Raw genomic sequence first — 17,875 nt, 5'->3', positions numbered from 1 at the left:
CGTGGGCGCATCGGTGACGACGTCGCGGACGCACGGCCCTCGGGCGGCCGCGATGCAAGCGGTTACAGCCTCCCACAGCGGCATCGGCGCGGGCGTGCCGGGGCACGGGACGACAGCGGTGACGCCACAGGGCGGTGGGCGATCGCGAGCGCTGGCTCCATGCCCTCGGCCACGGCCCCGGCGATCACGATCCGCTCGGGGGTCACCGCCGATGGCCGGCACCGCGCCGATCCGCCCCACCACGGATCCGACCCGCTCGAGCGGTGCTACGGTGCACGTGATTCGTCGAGTACTCGTACTCCTCTGATCGACCGCACGACAGTAGCGTCCAACGAAGGATCTGCCCTGCACCTACCGGCTGCGGTCGACGACGACCGCGATCGGTCGGATGGTGCCCTCCCGAAGGAGTGACCATGGCCGCCATCCCCGTGCCGCGCTCGCGCCGCCTGAGGCGTCGGGTCGCCGCGACGCTCACGCTTGCTGCACTCGTGCTCGTGGGTGCCTGCGGCGCAGGCGGTGACGGCGGACCCGAGGAGATCCGGTTCACCTTCAGCAAGCGCGAGGCGATCGAGTACATGACCCAGGTCGTCGCCGACTACAACGCCTCGCAGGATGACGTCCGCGTCATCATGGACACCTCGGGACCCGACGCGATCGCGGCGAGCTTCGTCCGTGGCAACCCGCCCGACCTCATGCTCGCCAACTACAACTACGAGATCGCCCGGTTCGTGCAGCGCTGCGTGCTCTCCGATCTCTCCGAGACCGAGGCGGCGTCGCTGATGCGCACCGACCTGCAGCCCTTGCTCGACCAGTACGGCGTCTGCGAGGGGCGTACCCCGGCGCTGCCCTACTCGGTGATGGGCGCCTCCGTCATCTACAACATGGAGATCTTCGCCGAGCACGACCTCGAGGTCCCGCAGACGTGGAGCGAGCTCATCGAGGTGGCCGAGACCCTGAAGGCCGCCGGGATCGACCCGTTCTACGCGACCTTCGCCGACGCCTGGACCATCAACCAGGGCTGGTTCGACTACTCGATCGGCGGGTCGCTGGACGTCATCGACTTCTACGACCGTCTCGCAGCACAGGGCACCGAGGTGGGCCCGGACTCCGAGGTGGCCTTCCAGAAGCAGTTCCTCGAACCCGTCGAGAAGATGGTGGAGCTGGCGGAGAGCTACACGAACGCCGACGCGGCGAGCCGGACCTACGACCGGGGAAATGTCGACTTCGCCAGCGGCGCGGGCGCCATGTACCTGCAGGGACCGTGGGCCTTCAGCGAGCTCGCGCTGACGGCACCCGACCTCGAGCTCGGCACCTTCCCGCTGCCGATGACCGAGGACCCTGCCGACCTGGCGGTCCGGGTCAACATCGACCTCGCCGCCATGATCCCCGAGGGCTCGGACCACCAGGAGTCGGCTCGGGACTTCCTGGAGTACCTGTTCCAACCGGAGGTCATCACCGCCTACAACGAGTCCCAGCTCGGGTTCGTCCCCCAGGAGGGTGGCGCCCAGCCCAGCGACCCACGCGTCGCGGGCATGCTCGAGTACTACGAGGCCGGTCAGGTCTACCAGGGGCCAGGCATCCTCATCCCGCGCTCGATCCCGACCGAGAACTACGCGCAGGCGATCATCCTGGGAGCGGATCCCGCCACCCAGCTGGCCACGCTCGACGCCGACTGGGCACGGCTGGCGTTCCGTCAGCCCGCCCCGTCCAACGAGAACGAGGAGAACGGGCGATGACCGCCACCACCGCGAGGCCGACCGCGCGCAGCGCCCGCAAGGTCGAGCCGATCTACTACGCGTTCCTGCTGCCCGCGCTCATCCTGTTCACGCTCGCCATCACCGTGCCGGGGATCATCGGCATCTTCTTCAGCTTCACCGACTCCATCGGCATCGGTGAGTGGCAGTTCAGCGGCTTCACGAACTACATCGCGGCGTTCAGTGATCCGGCGATCGCCTCGAGCTTCCTGTTCACCTTCGGGTTCGCGCTCGTCACCGTCGTCGTGGTGAACGTGTGCGCGCTGCTGCTCGCGGTCGGGCTGGTCGCACGCATCCGGTTCAAGACCGGGCTGCGGGCCATCTTCGTCATCCCGATGGTCGTGTCCGGCATCATCATCGCCTACGTCTTCCAGTTCCTCTTCCAGAACTCGGTGCCGGCGCTCGGCAGCCTGCTCGGGATCGAGGCGCTGCAGACCAGCATGCTGGCGAGCGAGGACCTGGCGTGGATCGCGATCGTGATCGTGACGGCCTGGCAGGCGATCCCCAGCGCGCTGCTGATCTACATCGCGGGGTTGCTCTCCATCCCGGGTGACGTCTACGAGGCCGCCGCGATCGACGGCGCGAGCGGGCGGCAGCAGCTGCTCCGGATCACGCTGCCGCTCGTCGCCGGCTACGTCCTCATCAACGTCATTCTCGGGTTCAAGGGTTTCCTCAACGCCTACGACGTCATCGTCGGTCTCACCAACGGCGGGCCGGGCACCGCGACCCGCAGCATCGCGATGACGATCATCTCCGGGTTCAACTCCGGCGACTACGCCTATCAGATGGCCACCGCCACGATGTTCTTCGTCGTCGCGGTCGTCATCGCCGTTCTCCAGCTCGTCGTGACGCGCGGAAGGAACTCCGTCTGATGGTCGCCACCACTGCCCAGGCTCCGCCCACCACACCCGGCATCCGAGCGGGCTCCCGCAACAGACGACCCAGAGTGGTGCTGGAGCGGGTGAGCTGGCCGACGACGATCATCCTGCTCCTCTGCGCCGTCACCGTGCTGCTGCCCCTGTACGTCACCATCGCGATGGCCTTCAAGACCTCGTCCCAGTCGGTCGACGGCAACGCGTTCTCGCTGCCCTCGCCGATCAGCGTCCAGGGCTTCATCGACGCCTGGCAGCTGACGGACGCCGGAGTCGGGTTCGGTGTCTCCGTGCTGGTCACCGCCGGGACCGTGGCGCTGACGATCTTCCTGGCCGCCTTCGCGTCCTACGCCATCATCCGCAACTGGGACAACCGGCTGTTCAAGGGGGCGTTCTTCTACCTGCTCGGTGCGATGTTCATCCCGTTCCCGGTCGTGGCGCTGCCGCAGATCCAGCTCACCGGCCGCTTCGGGCTCGACAACCCGCTGGGCGTCATCCTGCTCGCCAGCATGTTCCAGCTGAGCTTCAGCGTGCTGCTGTTCAGCGCGTTCCTGCGCTCGATCCCCATCGAGCTGGAGGAGAGCGCGCGGATCGACGGGGCGACGACCTGGCAGACCTTCTGGAAGCTGATCTTCCCGCTGCTGGCGCCGATGAGCGCGACGGTCGGCATCTTCGCGTTCCTCTACGCGTGGAACGACTTCATGATGCCGTCGCTCATCATCTCCGATCCGGCGATGCAGACCCTTCCGGTGCGGCAGAACCTGTTCCAGAGCCAGTTCAGCAGCAACTACAACATCGCCTTCGCGTCCTACCTGATGGCCATGGCGCCCGCGATCATCGCCTACCTGCTCGCCCAGCGCTGGGTGATGGAAGGCGTCACCCAGGGCGCCGTCAAGGGCTGATCGGTCCGCCACCCGCCTGCTGGGCCCCGGTCGTCGGCGGCCCGGACGACCTGACGCGACGTCGCCGCCGTCGAGTGGCAGGGTTGTCCTCGCTGCGCCACCAGCAACCCCGACGAAAGCGATGACCAGTGCCGGAGCTCTCACCACCCGTGCTCGCCGACCTCGGCTCGATCTCAGGTCTGCTGCCGCTGCTGCGGTCAGCCGGCCCGGTCCTGGCCGCGGACGCCGACGGTGCTGCCGTCCGCGCACGGTTCCGGGACGTCCTCAACCCGCCGCCGTGGTCCCCGGTGACCCCCGAGCGCGGGCGTACCTGGCAGGTTGACGGCGTCGACGGCGTCGAGCTCACCTGGGACGTCGGCTTCGGGGCGCCCGCACAGGGGTGGCTGCTGCGTCCCGCGGGCGCGACCGGTGCGCTTCCCGGCGTCGTGGCGCTGCACTGCCACGGTGGGATGAAGTACGTCGGCAAGGAGAAGATCGCCGACGGACCGGACGGGCCCACGCCCGAGGTGCTGGCGTGCCGCGAGGAGTACTACGACGGCCGGCCGTACGCCAATGATCTCGCCCGCCGCGGCTTCTCGGTCCTCGTGCACGACGTGTTCGGCTGGGGCTCGCGTCGAGCGCCCCTGGAGGACATGCCGTGGCGCAGCGAGAGCGTGGCGGCGCTGCAGCTGGCAGCGATGGCTCACGACGGGCAGGCGCTGAGCGAGAGCCGGACCTACGACGTGCACGCCGCCGCGCACGAGGACGCGATGGCCAAGACCTTGGGCGTGCTGGGGACGTCGTGGGGTGGTGTCGTCGGCCGGGAGGACCTGATCGCCGTGGACCTCCTCACCAGGCTCGGCGGCGTGGCGCCGGGTGGCGTCGCCGTCATCGGCATGTCCGGGGGAGGGGCGCGAGCGGCGACCCTTGCGGCGCTCGCGGCGCCGGGACAGCTCCGGGCGGCCGTGATCGCCTCGATGATGTCGACCTACGAGCACCTGCTCGACGGCTACCTGCACAGCCACACCTGGATGATGAACAACCCCGGCCTCGGGCGCGTGGCCGACTGGCCGGACATCGCGGCCTCCGCCCGGCCGCTGCCGCTCTTCGTGGGCTACGGCCTCCGGGACAGGCTGTTCTCCGAGGCGGGCATGCGTGCCGCGCACGACCGCATCGGCCGGCTCTACGTCGAGGCCGGCGCTCCGGACGCCTACCGCGGCGTCCTCGCCGATCTGCCCCACTGCCTCGCCGGTGAGATACGGACCGAGGCGTTCGCCTGGCTCGAGACGGTGATGCGCGCGTGAGCGAGCGCCGGGTCGAGGTCGACGGCGACCTCGTGCGGCGCCCGGCCCACGCCTGGACACCGACCGTGCACGCACTGCTGCGCCACCTGCACGGGCAGGGCCTCGAGGTACCCGAGCCGCTCTCGTACCAGCCGGCGGCCACCGGTGACGGCGGCGCCACGGGGGTCGAGGTCGTCCGGTTCGTGGCGGGCGTCGCCGGGAAGGACGCGTGGGCCCTGCAGGCGACCGACCGCGGCCTGCGGTCCGCCGCCGCGCTGCTGCGGCGCATGCACGATGCCGCCCGCAGCTTCGATCCGCCGCCGGGAGCGGTCTGGGCCTTTCCGGGGGTCGCGGGCGAGTCGCTCACCGTGCTGCACGGCGATCCCGGTCCGTGGAACATGGCGTGGCGCGACGGGCTGGCGGTCGGCCTCTTCGACTGGGACTTCGCGCGCCCCGGGCCCGCGATGGACGACATCGCCTACGCGCTCGACTACCTGCTGCCGCTGCGCAGCGACGAGGACTGCCTGCGCTGGCACGGCTTCACCGAGGTGCCCGACCGCAGCGCACGGCTGCGCGTCTTCCTCGACGGCTACGGCTACGAGAAGGACATCGACGTCGCGGAGATCGCCGCCGCGATCCTGGCCCGCAAGCGGCGCACCTGCGAGGAGGTCGCCGACCTTGCCGCGCGCGGGATCGAGCCGCAGCGCACCTGGGTGGCCGACGGGTTCCTCCGGGAGGCCGTCGAGCACCTCGCGTGGTTCGAGAGCAACCTCGAGCGGATGCTGAGCTGACCGGTGCTGACCGGCGCCGCAGGGTCGGCGGGTCTCCGCGGCTCAGCCGAACAGCAGCGCCACGACGATCAGGACCGGGACCGCGAGCACGGTGGTGACCAGCTGGGAGTCGCGGGCGATCGGCTGACCACTGCCGTAGCGCATCGCGTAGACGAGGACGTTCTGCGCCGTGGGCAGCGCAGCCATCGCCACCACGCCGAACAGCGCCGCACCCTCGAGGCCGAGCCAGGTGCCCAGCGCCCATGCGGCGACCGGGTGGCCGATCGTGCGCAGCACCACGGCGAGCGCGAGGTCCGGGGCCGGGGCGCGGCTGCCGCTGGCCTGCGGCCCGGACAACGTCATGCCGAGCATGATCAGGGCCAGCGGCGCCGCGGCGGCGCCGACCAGGTGGAACGGGTTGAGCAGCCACGTCGGGGCGTCCGGCAGCAGCGCCAGCGCCACCCCGGCCAGGGCCGCGATGATGATCGGGTTGCGCAGCGACCGACCGAGCCCGATCAGCACCGCTCGGCCACCCCGGCCGCTGCCGCGCGACTCCATCACCACGAACGCCGCAGGTGCCAGCACCAGCAGCTGGAACAGCAGCGTCGGGACGATCGCGACCGGGTTGCCGAGCATGTAGACCGACAGCGGCAGCCCGAGGTTGCCGGCGTTGAGATAGGAGGCCGAGAGCGCGCCGATCGTCGTCTGTCCGGCGTCCCGGCGCAGCACGAGGCGCAGCACGAGCGCGGCGATCACGGCCATCGCGCTCGTCGTCACCACGGTGACGAGCGCGGTCCGGGTGAGCAGCAGGTGCAGGTCGGACTCGGCGATCGTGGCGAACAGCAGCGACGGGGTCGCGACCACGAACACGAGCTTGGCGATGACCAGCTGCGCGCCGTCGCCGAGGACCTTGAGGTGGCCGAGCAGCCATCCCACGGCGACGATGGCTGCCATCGTGCCCAGGGACGTCAAGACGGCGATCATCGGCGGCTCACCCCGGACGTCACGATCACCGACCGTATCGCATGCCGGGATGGAAAGCCCACATACTGGTACGAATGCACAACGAAGGGGATCGGCGGCGTCGTTCGCGCCCTCCGCGGTCTCCTGGATTGAATCGGTAAAACCTCGGAACTAGGCTGAGGTCGGCGAGACTGCACTGCCGCCGTCGACCACCACACGAGAACAGGCCATGGAACGACGACTCCCGAACCTCTCCGTGCTGCGCGAGCAGCTCAACTTCCGCGCCCCGAGCCTGGACTTCGCTGGTGCGCGGCTCGCCAAGGCCCAGACGATCTGGGACCTGCGGCGGATCGCCAAGCGCCGCACCCCGAAGGGCCCGTTCGACTACACCGACGGTGCCGCTGAGAACGAGGTCGGGCTGGCGCGAGCGCGGCGGGCCTTCGAGGACGTCGAGTTCCACCCCAGCATCTTGCGCGACGTCACGAACGTCTCGACGTCGTGGGACGTCCTGGGCAAGCCGTCGGCGTACCCGGTGGGCATCGCACCGACCGGCTTCACCCGGCTGATGCATGCCGCCGGTGAGCGGGCCGGTGCTGCGGTCGCCCAGCAGTTCGACGTCCCGTTCACGCTCTCCACGCTCGGGACCACCTCGATCGAGGAGGTCCGCAAGGCGGCCCCGCGCGGGCGGCTGTGGTTCCAGCTGTACATGATGAAGGAGCGGCAGCGCTCCCTCGATCTGGTCGAGCGCGCCAAGGCGGCCGGCTACGACACCCTCCTCATCACGGTCGACACCCCGGTCGCGGGGGCCCGCCATCGTGACAAGCGCAACGGCATGTCCTTCCCGCCGCAGCTGACGCCGATGACGATCCTGGACGCGCTGCCGCGGCCCGAGTGGTGGATCAACTACCTCACCACCGAGCCGTTGGAGTTCGCCTCGATCACCAAGTTCGACGGGTCGGTCGCCGACATCCTGGACGCGATGTTCGACCCGAGCATCGACTACGACGCCCTGGCCGAGATCCGCTCGCACTGGGACGGCAAGGTCGTGATCAAGGGTGTGCAGAGCGTCGAGGACGCCCGCAGGCTCGCCGACCTCGGGGTCGACGGCATCACGCTCTCCAACCACGGCGGGCGTCAGCTCGACCGCGCGCCGGTGCCGTTCCTGCTGCTGCCCGAGGTCGTCCGCGAGGTCGGCAAGGACCTCGAGGTGCACGTGGACACCGGCATCATGAGCGGCGCCGACGTCGTGGCCTCGGTCGCCCTCGGCGCACGCTTCACGATGGTCGGCCGCGCGTACCTGTACGGGCTCATGGCCGGTGGCAAGCCCGGGGTCGAGCGGATGCTCCAGATCATCACGGGCGAGATCGAGCGCGTGATGAGGCTCATCGGGGTCGCCAGCCTCGAGGAGCTGGGTCCGCAGCACGTCACCCAGCTGGTGCGGCTGGCGCCCCGGCAGATCAGCCCGGCGACCGCCGCGGCGGCCGAGGCGAGCGTCGACGCCGCCGCGCCGGCCCGGGCGACGACCAGGCCTGCACGGACCGGCAGCCGCAAGCGAGCCGGGACGACCACGGACTGAGGTCACGAAGCTCCTCCAGTTCTCCGGACGACCCCCGGACCGGATGCCGACATCGGCATGGACGGGGTCGCCTCGGATCCCCTGCAGGCGCGCCTGGTGCTCGGCTAGCATGCGGCCTGAAGGAGAGGTCACCTCTCCCGCGCCACCGGAGCGGTTCCGGCACAGAGCTCGGGGTACTCGATGTCGGCACCAGGTCAACCCACGCATGACGACGGATCGTTCGGCTGGATCCCGCAGACCGCCCCGTACCCGGGTCAGCCGCCGGTTCAGCAGCAGCCCATGACGCCCGGCTACGGCCCGACGCCGGTCTCGTACCCGCCGCCGGTGTCGTATCCGCCGCCGGCGTACGGGCAGCACTACGCGGCCAGCCAGCACCCGCCGGCCTACGGGCAGCCCTACGCTTCCGGCCCGTACCACTCGCCGGTCCAGGACGGCGTGATGAGCCCGTATCCCTACGGCACGCCAGGTGAGCTCATCTCGGCCAAGAGCCGCACGGTCGCCTCGTTGCTCAGCTTCTTCCTCGGCGGGCTCGGCGTGGACCGGTTCTACCTGGGCAACATCGGGATGGGGGTCGCCAAGCTGCTGCTGGGCTGGGCGACGCTCGGCATCTGGCCGCTGATCGACTTCATCGTGATCGTCGCGGGGAGCGCGCACGACGGTCAGGGCGCCCGCGTCCGCAGCTGGGAGTAGCCGGCGCGGCTACCGTCGCAGCAGCGCCGACACGGCGAGACGCCCCCGCCGGCCGATGGCCGACGGGGGCGTGTCGTGGGTGGTGAGCGACGCCGTCGAGGGCGTCAGGCCTCGGTGTCCTCGTCGACCCAGTCGAAGGTCTTCGTGACGGCCTTCTTCCAGTTGCGGTAGAGCCTGTCGCGCTCGGCGTCCTCCATCGAGGGCTCCCAGCGCTTGTCCTCGGCCCAGTTGTCGATGACGTCCTGCTCGCCGTTCCAGAACCCCACGGCGATGCCGGCCGCGTAGGCCGCACCGAGCGCCGTGGTCTCCGCGACCTTCGGACGCACCACCGGCACGCCCAGGATGTCCGCCTGGAACTGCATGAGCGTCTCGTTGGCGATCATGCCGCCGTCGACCTTGAGCTCGGTCAGGTCCACACCCGAGTCCGCGTTCATGGCATCGAGCACCTCGCGGGTCTGGAAGGCCGTGGCCTCCAGCGCGGCCCGCGCGATGTGGCCCTTGTTGACGTACCGGGTCAGACCGACCAGGGCGCCGCGGGCGTCGGAGCGCCAGTGCGGGGCGAACAGCCCCGAGAACGCCGGCACGAAGTAGGCGCCGCCGTTGTCCTCGACGCCCTTCGCGAGGTCCTCGATCTCCGGTGCGGAGGAGATGATGCCGAGGTTGTCGCGCAGCCACTGCACGAGCGAGCCGGTGACGGCGATCGAGCCCTCGAGCGCGTACACGGCCGGCTGGTCGCCGATCTTGTAGCAGACGGTCGTCAGCAGCCCGTTCTCGCTCGGCACCTGCTCGGTGCCGGTGTTGATGAGCATGAAGTTGCCGGTGCCGTAGGTGTTCTTGGCCATGCCGACCTCGAAGCACGCCTGCCCGAAGGTCGCAGCCTGCTGGTCTCCCAGGATCCCCGCGATCGGGATGCCGGCGAGGTGGCCGTTGGGCCGACCCTCGCCGTAGACCTCGGAGGAGGACCTGATCTCGGGCAGCATCGAGAGCGGGATGCCCATGTCGGAGGCGATGTCGGCGTCCCAGTCGAGCGTCGACAGGTCCATCAGCATGGTGCGGCTGGCGTTGGTCACGTCGGTGACGTGGACGCCGCCCGAGGTGCCGCCGGTGAGGTTCCAGAGCACCCAGGTGTCGGTGTTGCCGAAAAGGAGGTCGCCGGCCTCGGCCTTCTCACGCGCGCCCTCGACGTTGTCGAGGATCCACTTGACCTTGGGGCCGGAGAAGTAGGTCGCGAGCGGGAGACCGACCTTCGCCTTGTACTTGTCGCCGTCACCGCCGCCGAGCTCGTCGACGATCTTCTGGGTGCGGGTGTCCTGCCAGACGATCGCGTTGTAGACGGGCTCGCCGGTGTTCTTGTCCCAGACGACGGCGGTCTCGCGCTGGTTGGTGATGCCCACCGCGGCCAGGCTGTCCTTGGTGATGTTGGCGCGGGTCAGCGCCAGCGCGACCACCTCGCGCGTGTTGCGCCAGATCTCGACCGGGTCGTGCTCGACCCAGCCCGCCTTCGGGAAGATCTGCTCGTGCTCGAGCTGGCCGCTCTCGACGATCTCGCCGGAGTGGTTGAAGACGATCGCGCGGGTGCTGGTGGTGCCCTGGTCGATCGCGAGGACAAACTTCTCGTCAGCCATGAGGGGTTCCCTTCACTTCATCGTGTGGCGCGCCGAGATGACGGCGCAGTGGTTCGGGGCGGTGCGCGGGGTGCCGTCGAGATCAGCGACGGCACCCCGTAGCGAGATCAGTCCAGCGGCAGGAAGCTGAGTAGCGGGTCGGCGAGCAGCCCCGCCAGCACGCCTCCGATGACCGGACCGAGCACCGGGACCCAGGAGTACCCCCAGTCCGAGGAGCCCTTGCCCTTGATCGGCAGGATCGCGTGCGCGATGCGCGGTCCGAGGTCACGTGCGGGGTTGATCGCGTAGCCGGTGGGACCACCGAGGCTGGCGCCGATACCGACCACCAGCAGCGCCACGGCCAGCGGGCCGAGCTCACTGGGGGTTCCCGCGAACGAGATCACGACGAACACCAGCACGAAGGTGGCGATCACCTCGGTGACGGTGTTCCAGCCGTAGGAGCGCTTCGCCGGGCCGGTCGAGAACACCGCGAGCTTGTTCGCGGGGTCCGGCTCGTCGTCGAAGTGCTGCTTGTAGGCGAGCCAGCAGAACACCGCACCCAGGATCGCACCGATGAACTGGCCGACCAGGTACATCAGCACGTTCGAGACGGTGGCCGGGATCTCCGGTGCGAGGTCCCCGCCCGCGGCCCACAGCCCGAACGTGACGGCCGGGTTGATGTGAGCACCGGTGTCGACGGCGGCGTAGACACCGGCGAACACGCCGAGTCCCCATCCGAAGTTGATGAGCAGCCAGCCCCCGCCGTTGCCCTTGGTGCCGGCCAGCACGACGTTCGCGACGACGCCGCAGCCGAGGAGGATCAGCAGGAACGTGCCCACTGCCTCCGGGATGATGATGTCCATCAGACTCTCTTTCTCGTCATCGAGGGGGTGAAGGGTGTGAGCGCCCCGATGCGCCACACCGACAGCATGCCGCTGCGCGGCACCGGGCTCAGGTAGGCGCGTCGAGGGGACGCATCGGGACGATGTCGCGCGCCCGAGCCCTGGCCAGCGCGCCTTCGGCATCGCTGGTGGTCTGTGCGGCGGCCTCCTCGGCCGCCCGTCGGTCGAGGTAGGACTGCTTCTCAGCCGCCGCCCGCTCGGCGTCCCACCCGAGGATCGGCGTGAGGATCTCGACGATCTCGTCGAGAGCCGCGGCTCCGCCGTCGCGCTGCTCGTAGGTGAGGCGGGTGCGGTGGAGCATCACGTCCTCGAGGTGGACCACCTGCTCGTGCGTCGCCGCGAACGCGATCTCGGCACGGAGGTAGTCGGGGGCGCCCTCGAGAGGCTTCGCGAGGTCGGGCTGGGTCTCGATCGCCGCCACGATGTCGCGCAGCTGACCGCCGTAGCGGTGCAGCAGGTGGTCGGTGATCTGCTTGGTCCAGCCATAGGTGTCGGCCCAGCCGCGCGCCTTGCGCCGGGCGGTCGCGAACCCGACGGCGCCGGCCAGCGGCACACGGTCGGTGATCGAGGGCGTCGTCCTGGCCTGCTCGCCCAGGGCGAAGTCCACGGCGTCCTTGGCCATCACGCGGTAGGTCGTGAGCTTGCCGCCGGCGATGACCACCAGCCCGGGGGTGGGGGAGGCGGTGGTGTGCTCGCGCGAGACCTTGGCGGAGGAGGTGCCCTCCTTGGTGCCGGGCTGCAGCAGCGGGCGGAGCCCTGCCCAGGTGCCGATCACGTCGTCGCGCGTGAGCGGGTCGCGCAGGACCGCGTTGGCGTGGTCGAGCACGTAGTCGATGTCCTCGGCGGTGGCGACCGGGTGCACCGGGTCCTCGGTGTAGGCGGTGTCGGTGGTGCCGATCACCCAGTACCGCGACCACGGGATCACGAACAGGACGCTCTTCTCGGTCTGCAGGATCAGGCCTCGCTCGCCCCGGATGCGCTCGCGGGGGACCACGATGTGGATGCCCTTGCTCGCCAGCACGCGCAGGCCGCCCTCGGTGCCGGCCAGGGCCTCGGTCTTCTCGGTCCAGACCCCGGTCGCGTTGATGACCGTCGTGGCCTTGATGGTGCGCTGCTCACCGGTCTCGAGGTCGACGACGACGGCACCGGTGACCTGCTCGCCCTGCTTGGTGAGCTCGACGACCTGGGTGCGGGACGCGGCGAGCGCGCCGTAGGCGGCGGCGGTGCGGACCAGGGTGACGACCAGGCGGGCGTCGTCGACCTGGGCGTCCCAGTACTGGATCGCCCCGATCGCGGCGTCGGAGCGCAGGTCGGGGAAGACCTTGTGGAGCTGGGTGTGGGAGAGGTGCTTGTGGAACGGGGTCGCACGACGGCGGGAGGACAGCGAGGCCAGCGCGTCGTACAGGCCCACCCCGGACCCGACGTAGAAACGCTGCCAGACGCGGTGCTCCAGCGGGTACAAGAACGGCACGGCGCGCACCAGGTGCGGTGCGAGCTCGGACAGCAGCAGGTCGCGCTCGTTGAGCGCCTCGTGCACCAGGTGGAAGTCGAGCATCTGCAGGTAGCGCAGGCCGCCGTGCACGAGCTTGCTGGAGCGGGAGGAGGTGCCGCTCGCCCAGTCCTGCGCCTCGACGATGCCGGTCCGCAAGCCGCGGGTGGCGGCATCCAGGGCGATGCCGGCGCCGGTGACGCCGCCACCGACGACGAGGACGTCGAGCCCGGCGTCATCGCTCATGGCTGCCAGGGCTTCGGTGCGGGTCTGCGCGGTGAGGGCCGTTGCTGTCACGATGGACACCGCTCCCTTCTAGGTCTGACCGACGTCCCGAGAACGGGACCCGGGTGCGGCTGCGACGCCGCACGGGTCACAGACTTGCGGGTCGCGCACATTCGCGCAAGCATCCTGCACATACGTGCAGGACCCGCAGACCGCGCTGGGAGGCCGTGAAACCGTGCAGGACGAGGACGCCTTCCGCGCCGCCACGATGTACTACCTGCAGAACCAGACGATGGACGTCATCGCCACGACCCTGCAGGTCTCGCGCTCGACCGTGTCGCGGATGATCGCCCACGCACGTGAGGTGGGGATGGTGCGGATCGCCGTCGAGCAGCCCACCAGCCGGAGCGGGCAGAACCTGGGTCACCGGCTGGCGGCCACGTTCGGCATCCGTGCGCACGTGGTTCCGGTACGGCCGCGATCCACCGAGCTGCAGCGGCTGGACCAGGTGGCGGCCGTGGCGGCGAACCTGCTCGGGCAGTGGTTCACCTCCCGGATGGTGCTGGGGGTGGCGTGGGGGACCACGGTCTCGGCGATCGCCGGCCACCTGCGCCGCATGCCCACGACCGGCTCGACCGTGGTCCAGCTCAACGGGGCGGCCAACACCTACGCCAGCGGCATCACCTACGCGAGCGACCTGATCGGCGCGATCGCGGAGAACTTCGACGCCACCAGTCAGCACTTCCCTGTGCCGGCCTTCTTCGACCACCCCGAGACCAAGACGCTGATGTGGCGCGAGCGCAGCGTCTCGCGGGTGCTGGACATGCAGCGCCGGGTCGACATCGCCCTGTTCGGCGTCGGCGCCCTGACGGCGGAGGTCCCCTCGCACGTCTACTCGGCCGGGTACCTCACCGACCAGGAGATGACGGCGTTGACCGCCGACGGCGTCGTCGGTGACGTCTGCACCGTGTTCCATCGTGAGGACGGCAGCTACCGCGACATCGAGATCAACAGCCGAGCCACCGGCCCGACCCCGCGCGAGCTGCGCCGGATCGCGCGACGCGTGTGCGTCGTGGTCGGCGACCGGAAGGTGCCGGCACTCCTCGGCGCGCTGCGCGCCCGGGTGGCCACCGACCTCGTCCTCGACGAGACGACCGCCGGCAACCTGCTGGAGCGGGCCACCGCCCGCCCCTCCTGACCGGCGCCGCCCCTTTTCCCCGCTTTCAACGCACTTTCGACACGTCGAAAGTGCGTTGAAATCGGGGAAGGGCGGTGCTCTCGGTCAGAGCGAGCGGAGCAGGTGGACCCGCAGCACCGCGAGCGCGACGACGAGCTGCAACGTCACCACGGCACCGATGACGGCGCCGATGATGCCGGCCGCGTCGGCGACGGCCCAGACCGCGATGACGAGCACGCAGGCGCCGACGATGACGCGCATCAGGATCGCGAACCGCGCCGCCGTCCTGCGGATGGCGTCGACGGGCACGTGGGAGCGCACGGCGGCCGCGGAGTCGTGGCTGCCGGGCTCGCCGACCTCGCGCAGCACGCGCAGCAGGCCAAGACCGGCGATGCCGGCCGCGACCAGCGCGCACACCTGGGCGACCCCCAGCACCGACAGCCCGGCCGTGATGGGAGGGGTGCGGAGGTCCTCGCCCGCGAGCGAGAGCGCCGCGGTCCCGATGCCGGCCAGCACGACGCACGCGGCGGCGAGCGTCACCAGCGCACGCGTGTGGGCGCGGACGGCGCGTGCGATCAGCACGTCGGCGGGCACGGTCTCCACAGCGATGACGATAGGCCCTGGTGGCCACGCAGCCGATCGACTCGCTCAAGAGTTCTTGATCAATAACACTTGATAAAGATTTCTTGATGATCTAGCGTGAGCGCATGAGCACCGAGCACCCCGGCCGCACGCAGACCTCGATCAGCAGTCCCGAGAGGATCCGCGCGCTGGCGCACCCGGTCCGCCTGGCCCTGCTCGACTACCTCGAGAACGTCGAGGACGCCACCGCGACGCAGTGTGCGGACGCGGTCGACGAGTCGGTCGCCTCGTGCTCCTTCCACCTGCACACGCTCGCGAAGTACGGGTTCATCGAGCCGGCCCCCCGGCGTGGTCGCGAACGGCCGTGGCGCTCGACCGTGCGCGGCGGCCTGGACGTCAGGCCCAGCTCCGAGGCAGCGGAGGCGCCCGGGTCGCGGCGCGCGGTCGCCGAGCTCGCCGGGCTGCAGGTGCTGCGGCAGGCGGAGCGGATCCGCACCTATCTCGCCGGCTACCCGCAGGAGCAGGAGGAGTGGGCGCAGGCGAGCACGGTCACCTCCAGCGTGTTCTGGGCCGACGCCGCCGAGCTCGCGCGGCTGAGCGAGCACCTGCAGACGGTCGCCGCGGAGTGGTTCGGGGGACGCGACGCCGACCCGTCGCTGCGGCCCCCGGGGGCGCGGCGCAGCCACCTGTTCGCCGTGCTGAACCCCGAGCCGCCCGCCCAGGAAGGCGACGAGCGATGAGCATCGCGGCAGCGCTCCGCCGTCGACCGGCGGCCTGGAGGCACCGGTCCTTCCGGCGGCTCTCGGTCGCGTGGTTCGCGACCAACGTGGGTGACAGCGCCCTCTACCTCTCGGTCGCCGTCTGGGTGAAGGATCTCTCCGGCTCGGACGCCGCGGCGGCGATCGTGTTCGCCGCGCTCGGGCTCGCGACCCTCACCGGGCCGCTGATGGGGCACCTCGTCGACACGTTCGCGCGGCGCCGGCTGATGGTCACGGGGAACCTGATCGGCGCGGTGGTGGTCGCCTCGATGCTGCTGGTGCGGGGGCCGGAGCAGATCTGGCTGATCTACCTCGTGATCTTCGGCTACGGCACCCTCGGCGTGCTCACCGGTGCGGCGCAGTCGGCGCTGCTGCGCGACATGCTCCCCGACGCCGACCTCGCCTCCGGCAACGGCATGCTGTCCACGATCGACCAGGCGCTCAGGCTGATCTCGCCGCTGATCGGGACCGCCATGTACGTGGCCCTGGGTCCGCACTCGGTCGTGCTGCTGACGATCGCCTGCTTCCTCCTGACCGCTGTGCTGCTGCTCGCGGTCAAGGTCGCGGAGTCGCCGAGCGAACCGAGCACGGAGTCCTTCTCCCGGCAGGTCTGGGCAGGTTTCCGCCACGTGGTCGCCACCCCGGTGCTGGGCCCGCTGACGCTGCTCGTGACGATCGCGTTCAGCGCGACGGCACTGCTCAACGTCGCGGCGTTCCCGGTGATCGAGCAGGGTCTGGGCCTGCAGACCTCGGCGCTCGGTGTGCTGGTCAGCGTGCAGGGCATCGGCGCCGTGCTCGGCGGCGCGTCGTCGGCGACGGCGATCGGCCGCCTCGGCGAGGTCCGCACGTTCTCGATCGGGCTGGCCCTGCTGGCGCTCGGGACGGCGACGATGCTCACCTCGAGCGTGGTCGTGGTCGCGGGCGGCATGGCGGTGCTGGGCTTCGGCGTCACCTGGACCGTGGTCGCCTTCGTGACCGTGCGCCAGAAGGTGACGACGCCGCGCATGCAGGGCCGCACCGCTGCGGCCACGATGATGAGCATCAACGCACCGCAGGCGCTGCTGACCCTGGTCGGCGCCGGGCTGGTCGCCGTCCTGGACTACCGGCTGCTGCTGGTCGGGACGCTGCTGGGGGTGCTCGGCGCCATGGCCGCGGGGTTCGTGCTCGGCCGCGCCCCGCTGCCTACCCCTCCGGCAGCCGGTATCGAGCCTGTGGCGTGACCTCGACGAGCCCGTCGGCGACCAGTCCCGCGAGCGCGCGGTCCCGCTGGGTCTCGTCGCCCCAGTCGGGCAGCTCGGTCACGGCGAGCGGCTCGACGGCGTCCCTCAGGGCCGCCATGAGGCGCCCCCTGGCCTGGCGGTCGGTGCCCTGCCAGGGCTGGGTACGCCGTCGGGCCGCGTGGACGTCGCCGGGTGCGCCCGCACGGCGCCACGCGCACGTGTGCGCCAGCGGGCACGAACCGCACCGCGGCGCCCGCGCGGTGCAGACCAGGGCTCCCAGCTCCATCAGCCCGATGTTCCACCGGGCGCTGGTGGCCGGGTCCGCCGGCACCACGGCCTCGGCGCGGCGCTCCTCGGCGCGGGTCAGCGACGGAGCGGGCAGCGCGGCGCCGTCGAGCGCCCGCGCGAGGACGCGTCGGACGTTGGTGTCGAGCACCACGTCGCGCTCGCCGTAGGCGAACGACCGGATCGCCGCGGCCGTGTAGCTGCCGACGCCCGGGAGCGCGCGCAGCTCCGCGGTGGTGCGGGGGACGGTGCCGCCGTGCCGGTCACGGATCGCGATCGCGGCGTCGCGCAGCCGTAGCGCCCGGCGCGGGTACCCGAGGCGGTCCCAGGCCCGCAGCACCTCGGCGGGCGTCGCAGCGGCCAGCGCCGCAGGGTCGGGCCAGCGCTGCATCCACTCCCGCCAGGCGGGCTCCACGCGCACCACCGGGGTCTGCTGCAGCATCACCTCCGACACCAGGACCGCCCACGCCGAGGTGCCCGGGACCCGCCACGGGAGGTCGCGCCGGTGCCTGGCGTACCAGTCGAGCACGAGCGGCAACAGCCGCTCCGGGTGCTCGCTGCTCGTCGTCACCTGCACAGTCTCGCCTGCCGGCGGAATGTCTGCCGGGCTCGGGGCGCGAGCTGGGTTACCGTCACCGCCATGAGGAGCACCGCGACCCCGCCCGCCCGGGGTGGCTCCTCCCCGAAGAAGGCCGACAGGTCCGCCGGCCCGCGTCCGGCCGGCGCCGCGGCGCGCACCCGGACCGGCGCTCGCGACGGCACGTCCGCCCGACCCGGTGCTCGCTCGGACGCGCCCTCACGGGGCGCCCGCACCAGCACGCCGGCCCGGAGCGGCGCTCGCACG

16 protein-coding genes and 1 pseudogene are annotated in these 17,875 nt (G+C 70.9%); 11 read left to right on the top strand and 6 right to left on the bottom strand.

Annotated features, from left to right (window positions below; translation table 11 throughout):
* Positions 1-413: 413 nt before the first annotated feature.
* From GPA04_RS05680 to GPA04_RS05660, 5 genes are all read left to right on the top strand, one after another.
* Positions 414-1,736, top strand: a complete 1,323-nt coding sequence (locus GPA04_RS05680) for an ABC transporter substrate-binding protein (protein ID WP_156223122.1) — start codon at positions 414-416, stop codon at positions 1,734-1,736.
* A complete protein-coding gene (locus tag GPA04_RS05675) occupies positions 1,733-2,626 on the top strand; it encodes a carbohydrate ABC transporter permease (RefSeq protein WP_156223121.1) in 894 nt (297 codons plus the stop codon). Before GPA04_RS05680 ends, GPA04_RS05675 begins: the two co-directional genes overlap by 4 nt.
* Positions 2,626-3,528 (top strand): carbohydrate ABC transporter permease, encoded by a 903-nt coding sequence (locus GPA04_RS05670; protein ID WP_156223120.1) that lies wholly within the window; start codon positions 2,626-2,628, stop codon positions 3,526-3,528. The genes GPA04_RS05675 and GPA04_RS05670 overlap by 1 nt, the downstream gene beginning before the upstream one ends.
* 128 nt (positions 3,529-3,656) lie before the next feature.
* Positions 3,657-4,811: an alpha/beta hydrolase family protein gene (locus GPA04_RS05665; protein ID WP_156223119.1), complete on the top strand. Its 1,155-nt coding sequence runs from the start codon at positions 3,657-3,659 to the stop codon at positions 4,809-4,811.
* Positions 4,808-5,581 (top strand): phosphotransferase enzyme family protein, encoded by a 774-nt coding sequence (locus GPA04_RS05660; RefSeq protein WP_206674135.1) that lies wholly within the window; start codon positions 4,808-4,810, stop codon positions 5,579-5,581. The genes GPA04_RS05665 and GPA04_RS05660 overlap by 4 nt, the downstream gene beginning before the upstream one ends.
* A 42-nt stretch (positions 5,582-5,623) precedes the next feature.
* Here the strand turns inward: GPA04_RS05660 and GPA04_RS05655 are convergent, their stop codons facing one another.
* Positions 5,624-6,544: an AEC family transporter gene (locus tag GPA04_RS05655; protein WP_156223117.1), complete on the bottom strand. Its 921-nt coding sequence runs from the start codon at positions 6,542-6,544 to the stop codon at positions 5,624-5,626.
* A 208-nt stretch (positions 6,545-6,752) separates the two neighbouring features.
* Here GPA04_RS05655 and GPA04_RS05650 point away from each other — a divergent pair, with 208 nt between their 5' ends.
* A complete protein-coding gene (locus tag GPA04_RS05650) occupies positions 6,753-8,099 on the top strand; it encodes an alpha-hydroxy acid oxidase (protein WP_156223116.1) in 1,347 nt (448 codons plus the stop codon).
* Between the two features lie 279 nt (positions 8,100-8,378).
* Positions 8,379-8,789 carry a TM2 domain-containing protein gene (locus GPA04_RS21300; RefSeq protein ID WP_156223115.1) on the top strand — a complete coding sequence of 137 codons (411 nt, stop codon included), beginning with the start codon at positions 8,379-8,381 and terminating at the stop codon, positions 8,787-8,789.
* A gap of 104 nt (positions 8,790-8,893) precedes the next feature.
* Here GPA04_RS21300 and glpK read toward each other — a convergent pair whose 3' ends face one another.
* The 3 genes from glpK to GPA04_RS05630 form a co-directional block, all read right to left on the bottom strand.
* Positions 8,894-10,414 (bottom strand): glycerol kinase GlpK, encoded by a 1,521-nt coding sequence (glpK, locus tag GPA04_RS05640; RefSeq protein ID WP_156223114.1) that lies wholly within the window; start codon positions 10,412-10,414, stop codon positions 8,894-8,896.
* Positions 10,415-10,521: 107 nt separating this feature from the next.
* Complete coding sequence (locus GPA04_RS05635; protein WP_156223113.1) at positions 10,522-11,256, bottom strand: MIP/aquaporin family protein; 735 nt, start codon at positions 11,254-11,256, stop codon at positions 10,522-10,524.
* Positions 11,257-11,344: 88 nt separating this feature from the next.
* Entirely contained in the window at positions 11,345-13,081 is a 1,737-nt protein-coding gene (locus GPA04_RS05630) for a glycerol-3-phosphate dehydrogenase/oxidase (RefSeq protein WP_436277903.1), read from the bottom strand.
* 124 nt (positions 13,082-13,205) lie between these two features.
* On the opposite strand from GPA04_RS05630, the gene GPA04_RS05625 reads away from it, so the two are divergent.
* A complete protein-coding gene (locus GPA04_RS05625; protein ID WP_241680634.1) occupies positions 13,206-14,207 on the top strand; it encodes a sugar-binding transcriptional regulator in 1,002 nt (333 codons plus the stop codon).
* A gap of 84 nt (positions 14,208-14,291) precedes the next feature.
* On the opposite strand, the gene GPA04_RS05620 is transcribed toward GPA04_RS05625, so the two are convergent.
* Entirely contained in the window at positions 14,292-14,789 is a 498-nt protein-coding gene (locus GPA04_RS05620; protein ID WP_156223112.1) for a hypothetical protein, read from the bottom strand.
* Between the two features lie 104 nt (positions 14,790-14,893).
* Here GPA04_RS05620 and GPA04_RS05615 point away from each other — a divergent pair, with 104 nt between their 5' ends.
* Positions 14,894-15,508 carry a winged helix-turn-helix domain-containing protein gene (locus tag GPA04_RS05615; RefSeq protein WP_156223111.1) on the top strand — a complete coding sequence of 205 codons (615 nt, stop codon included), beginning with the start codon at positions 14,894-14,896 and terminating at the stop codon, positions 15,506-15,508.
* Positions 15,505-16,746 carry an MFS transporter gene (locus tag GPA04_RS05610; RefSeq protein ID WP_156223110.1) on the top strand — a complete coding sequence of 414 codons (1,242 nt, stop codon included), beginning with the start codon at positions 15,505-15,507 and terminating at the stop codon, positions 16,744-16,746. The genes GPA04_RS05615 and GPA04_RS05610 overlap by 4 nt, the downstream gene beginning before the upstream one ends.
* Here GPA04_RS05610 and GPA04_RS05605 read toward each other — a convergent pair.
* Positions 16,709-17,602, bottom strand: a complete 894-nt coding sequence (locus tag GPA04_RS05605; protein ID WP_241680633.1) for an HhH-GPD family protein — start codon at positions 17,600-17,602, stop codon at positions 16,709-16,711. The genes GPA04_RS05610 and GPA04_RS05605 overlap by 38 nt on opposite strands.
* Positions 17,603-17,671: 69 nt before the next feature.
* On the opposite strand from GPA04_RS05605, the pseudogene GPA04_RS21180 reads away from it, so the two are divergent.
* Positions 17,672-17,875, top strand: a pseudogene (locus GPA04_RS21180) (hypothetical protein); the annotation flags it as partial.

The sequence above is a fragment of the Pseudactinotalea suaedae genome, assembly GCF_009733815.1.
GTDB classification, from domain to species: domain Bacteria; phylum Actinomycetota; class Actinomycetes; order Actinomycetales; family Beutenbergiaceae; genus Pseudactinotalea; species Pseudactinotalea suaedae.
The sequence above is the reverse complement of the archived record's forward strand: the minus strand, read 5'-3'. Positions and strand labels throughout refer to the sequence as shown.